The organism is Planococcus sp. CAU13, from assembly GCF_000775575.1.
In the GTDB taxonomy this organism is placed as follows: Bacteria; Bacillota; Bacilli; order Bacillales_A; family Planococcaceae; genus Planococcus.
In genome coordinates this window covers 1-3,552 of the sequence record NZ_JRGN01000092.1, presented here as the reverse complement: position 1 = coordinate 3,552, position 3,552 = coordinate 1, and the positions used below count along the sequence as shown (strand labels likewise).

The window sequence follows — 3,552 nt, the reverse complement described above, 5'->3', positions numbered from 1 at the left end:
CTGTCGCTTTTCTTATCTTAATGTTCATCCAGTGTTTCTTTCGACAAATGCTTGCTCATTTCGGCGTACTGGACGAAAACGCGGGCCAGCTCGCGAAGGCGGTCGTGGACATCTTCGCTTGTGATGTTATTGTCCGCATCAAAATGGCTCGAGTGTGTGTAGACGTAGTTCGGCGTCACAAGCGAGCGGAAATAATCGAGAATCGGCTTCAGCTGATTTTCGATGACCAGGTGATGCTGGTACGTTCCGCCGTTTGCCACGATTGAAACCGGTTTATAGCGCATTGTATGCGGATGAAGCAAATCGAATGTATTTTTCAGCACACCCGGAATGGACCCCTGGAAAATCGGCGTCGCGATGATATAGCCGTCGGCGTCTTTGAAACGGCGTGCAATTTCCTGCATGCTGTCGTTGTACTCACCAAGCGGTCGACCATCAACAAATTGGTGTTCATAATCAGCCAGGCTTAAAATCACCAATTCCATGTCCGGCTGAAAATCCTGGATGTACATTTTCACCTGCTCCAGGATTGCGCCTGTTTTTCTTCCCACAATCGTGCCGTCCACCAATAAAACCTTCATAAAGCTGTTCCTCCTCAAGTCCGTATATACTGGGCAAATATTGCTGCCTCTAAATGATTTTCTATTCCGGTCCGCAATTAAATTACAACCGCCGGACTCGGCTTTATTCCATCATAACAAACCGTGTATCCGGAGATGTATCGAAAAACCTTATGAAATCAAGATTTCATTCTTTAGGCGGAGAAGCACCGTTTTTTGCGCGCTTATTTTCCAGGCGTTCCTGGGTCCGGTCGGTTTGGCGGACGGGCGACGTAAAGCTGACAATGGTGTCGCCGGTTTTCGGCTCCTGGAAGCTTCCGCTGGTAAAGAAATCAATTCGCCCCTGTTCCCGTTCAATAAACAACAGGATCGTGTCAGCACTCCATTTCTGTTTGTAGTCCTCAAACGTGTACTGCTCCGTCAATTGCGTTTTGCGGATGGTGTACCCTTCTTCCGCTTTCCGGTTCAGTTCGTGGATATTCCATTCATTGCCGAAGAGTGTCCGGCCTTTCAGCGTGGCATTCAAATCATCCGGATTTCCCTGGTGAATAGACGTTTTATACATATTTTCACGGCCGAAATCGGGAACGAAATTATTGATGACCAGCGCATTATAGGAATCCAGTTCACTCGCCATGATCATCGTATCATAGGATGTCAGCTCCAATTCATATTGGGTGTGTTCAGACAGAATCTCACCCGTGAACGTATTTAAACCTGCGAGACGCGCAGCCTGCAGCCTCCCCCATGAGGGATCCATGATCAATACGTTTTTATTGTTTTCAGCAAGGGCTTCAGCAAATTTCAGGACAAAGCCTCCTGTTCCGACGATCAGAATGCCCGGCTGATCACCTGATGACAGTCCCAGCTTGCGGCCGAGCCATCCAATTGTGAAGCCATGGGCGACGACTGTTGAGAAGACGAGCGCAAACGTCAGCGCCGTCAACAACTCGGCGTCCTGAAAACCTGCGTCCAGCAGAACCCCCGCAAAATAACCGGAGACCGTAAGCGCCACAATCCCCCGCGGTGCAATCCAGCCGATGAGCGTCCTTTCCTGCAGCGACAGATCTGTTCCGATAGTCGACAGCCAGATGGACAGCGGACGCACCAGGAACAATGTCGCAAGCACGAAAGCGATAATGCGCCAATTGAAAATTTCAATCAGCACATCCAAGCTGAGTGAAGCGGTCAGCATCACGAAAATACTGGATATCAGCAAAACCGAGATATTCTCCTTGAAGTGCCGCATATCGTTAATCGAAGCGATATGCATATTGGCCATTACCATACCCATTGCGGTCACAGCAAGCAGCCCTGTTTCATGCATGACGATATCCGACAGAACGAATGTCAGCAGCACTACACCGAACACGAGCGGCGCCTTCAGGAATTCCGGCACCTGGCCTTTTTCAATCATCCTTCCAAGCAGCCAGCCCACGCCAGCCCCGAGTGCAACGGCAAAGAGTGACGCCAGGAAAAACATTCCAAAAGCGCCGGCGGTGACATCGCCGACCGCAAACAGCACAAATTGAAATGCGAACAAGGCAAGCAGAGCACCGAATGGGTCAACGACAATGCCTTCCCATTTCAAAATCGCAGCTGGACGCGGTTTTAATTTTGCCTGCCGCAGTAAAGGAAGAATCACCGTCGGCCCCGTTACAATGAACAGGCCGCCGATTACAAATGCCACGGCCCATGACAAGCCGGCTATATAATGCGCGGCGAGTGATCCGCAGATCCATGCGATAAAAGCGCCGAGCGTCACAATCCGCAGGACCGGTTTATTGAATCCCCGGATTTCCCTGAAGTTTAAATTCAGGCTTCCCTCAAATAAAATTATGGCTACAGCCAGTGAAATGAAAGGCTTGAACAACTCCCCAAAACTTTCTTCCGGTTCGATGATTCCGAGAAAAGGTCCGACAATCAACCCGGCAATCGACATGAGCACAATCGCCGGCAAGCGGAAGCGCCAGGCCAACCACTGGGAAATCACGCCGAGAAAAATGATTAACATGAGATCGAATAACAATGTATCGATTAGCCTTCGCCTCCTTTTGGATATTTCCAAGACATTATACGGGGTTTATTCCCTCAATTAAAAGCAGTATGTCAGGCGAAATGATTTTAATCTCACGGATTTATGCTATAATGAAGGAAAAATGCGGGTGATTATGTGAACAGGCAGGAAATTGAATATCAGATTTCAGAACTGAAAATGGATTATGTGCGCCATCAGGGCGACATCGAGAAACTGGAGACGACCGGACACGCCAAAATGGTGGAGAAAGCGGAACAGCGCCTCGAACGGATGGAACAGCAATTAGCGGAATTAAACCAAAAACTCGCGGATTTGTAGCCGCGGTTTTTTTTTGAGTGTTTTATGGGATGACGACTTTTCAGCTATAAATGGAGGAATTAATAAATGAGTTTATTGACAGTAGAAAATTTAAGCCATACGTTCGGCGACCGCACATTGTTCAGCGATGTGTCGTTCCGCTTGGTTGAAGGCGAACATGTGGGACTTGTAGGCGCAAACGGTGTCGGCAAGTCGACGATGATGAATATTTTGACGGGCAAACTGATCCACGATGCCGGCCGTGTGGAATGGCAGCCAAAAACGCATTACGGCTACCTGGATCAACATACGCAGCTGACACCGGGACGCACAATCCGTGAAACGCTGCAGGATGCTTTCCTCCCGCTGTATAAAAAAGAAGAAGAATTAAATGAAATCGCTATGAAAATGGGCGACCCGGATGCGGATCTTGAAGCGCTGATGGAAGATATGGCAGAAGCGCAGGACGCGCTTGATGCCGGTGATTTCTATACACTTGATGTGAAAATTGAGGAGATTGCACGCGGGCTTGGCCTGGATGCAATCGGACTGGAACGTCCGGTTGAAGCGTTATCCGGCGGACAGCGGACAAAACTGCTCTTGGCGAAGCTTCTGCTCGAGAAACCAAAAGTCTTGCTTCTGGATGAGCCGACAAAC

At 49.1% G+C, this 3,552-nt stretch carries 4 protein-coding genes; 2 read left to right on the top strand and 2 right to left on the bottom strand.

Going from position 1 to position 3,552, the window contains the following annotated elements:
- Positions 1-17: 17 nt before the first annotated feature.
- The gene (locus KW93_RS04060; protein ID WP_033541694.1) at positions 18-581 is read right to left on the bottom strand and encodes an NADPH-dependent FMN reductase; all 564 of its coding nucleotides are present in this window, start codon (positions 579-581) and stop codon (positions 18-20) included.
- A 166-nt stretch (positions 582-747) separates the two neighbouring features.
- Positions 748-2,574, bottom strand: coding sequence for a cation:proton antiporter (locus KW93_RS04055; RefSeq protein WP_033541693.1), 1,827 nt, complete (start codon positions 2,572-2,574; stop codon positions 748-750).
- A gap of 159 nt (positions 2,575-2,733) precedes the next feature.
- Between KW93_RS04055 and KW93_RS04050 the strand changes: the two genes are divergently transcribed.
- Together KW93_RS04050 and KW93_RS04045 are read left to right on the top strand one after the other, a co-directional pair.
- Positions 2,734-2,916 carry an SE1832 family protein gene (locus tag KW93_RS04050; protein WP_033541692.1) on the top strand — a complete coding sequence of 61 codons (183 nt, stop codon included), beginning with the start codon at positions 2,734-2,736 and terminating at the stop codon, positions 2,914-2,916.
- 66 nt (positions 2,917-2,982) lie between these two features.
- Positions 2,983-3,552, top strand: a 570-nt coding sequence (locus KW93_RS04045; protein ID WP_033541691.1) for an ATP-binding cassette domain-containing protein, incomplete at its 3' end; no start/stop codon positions are given.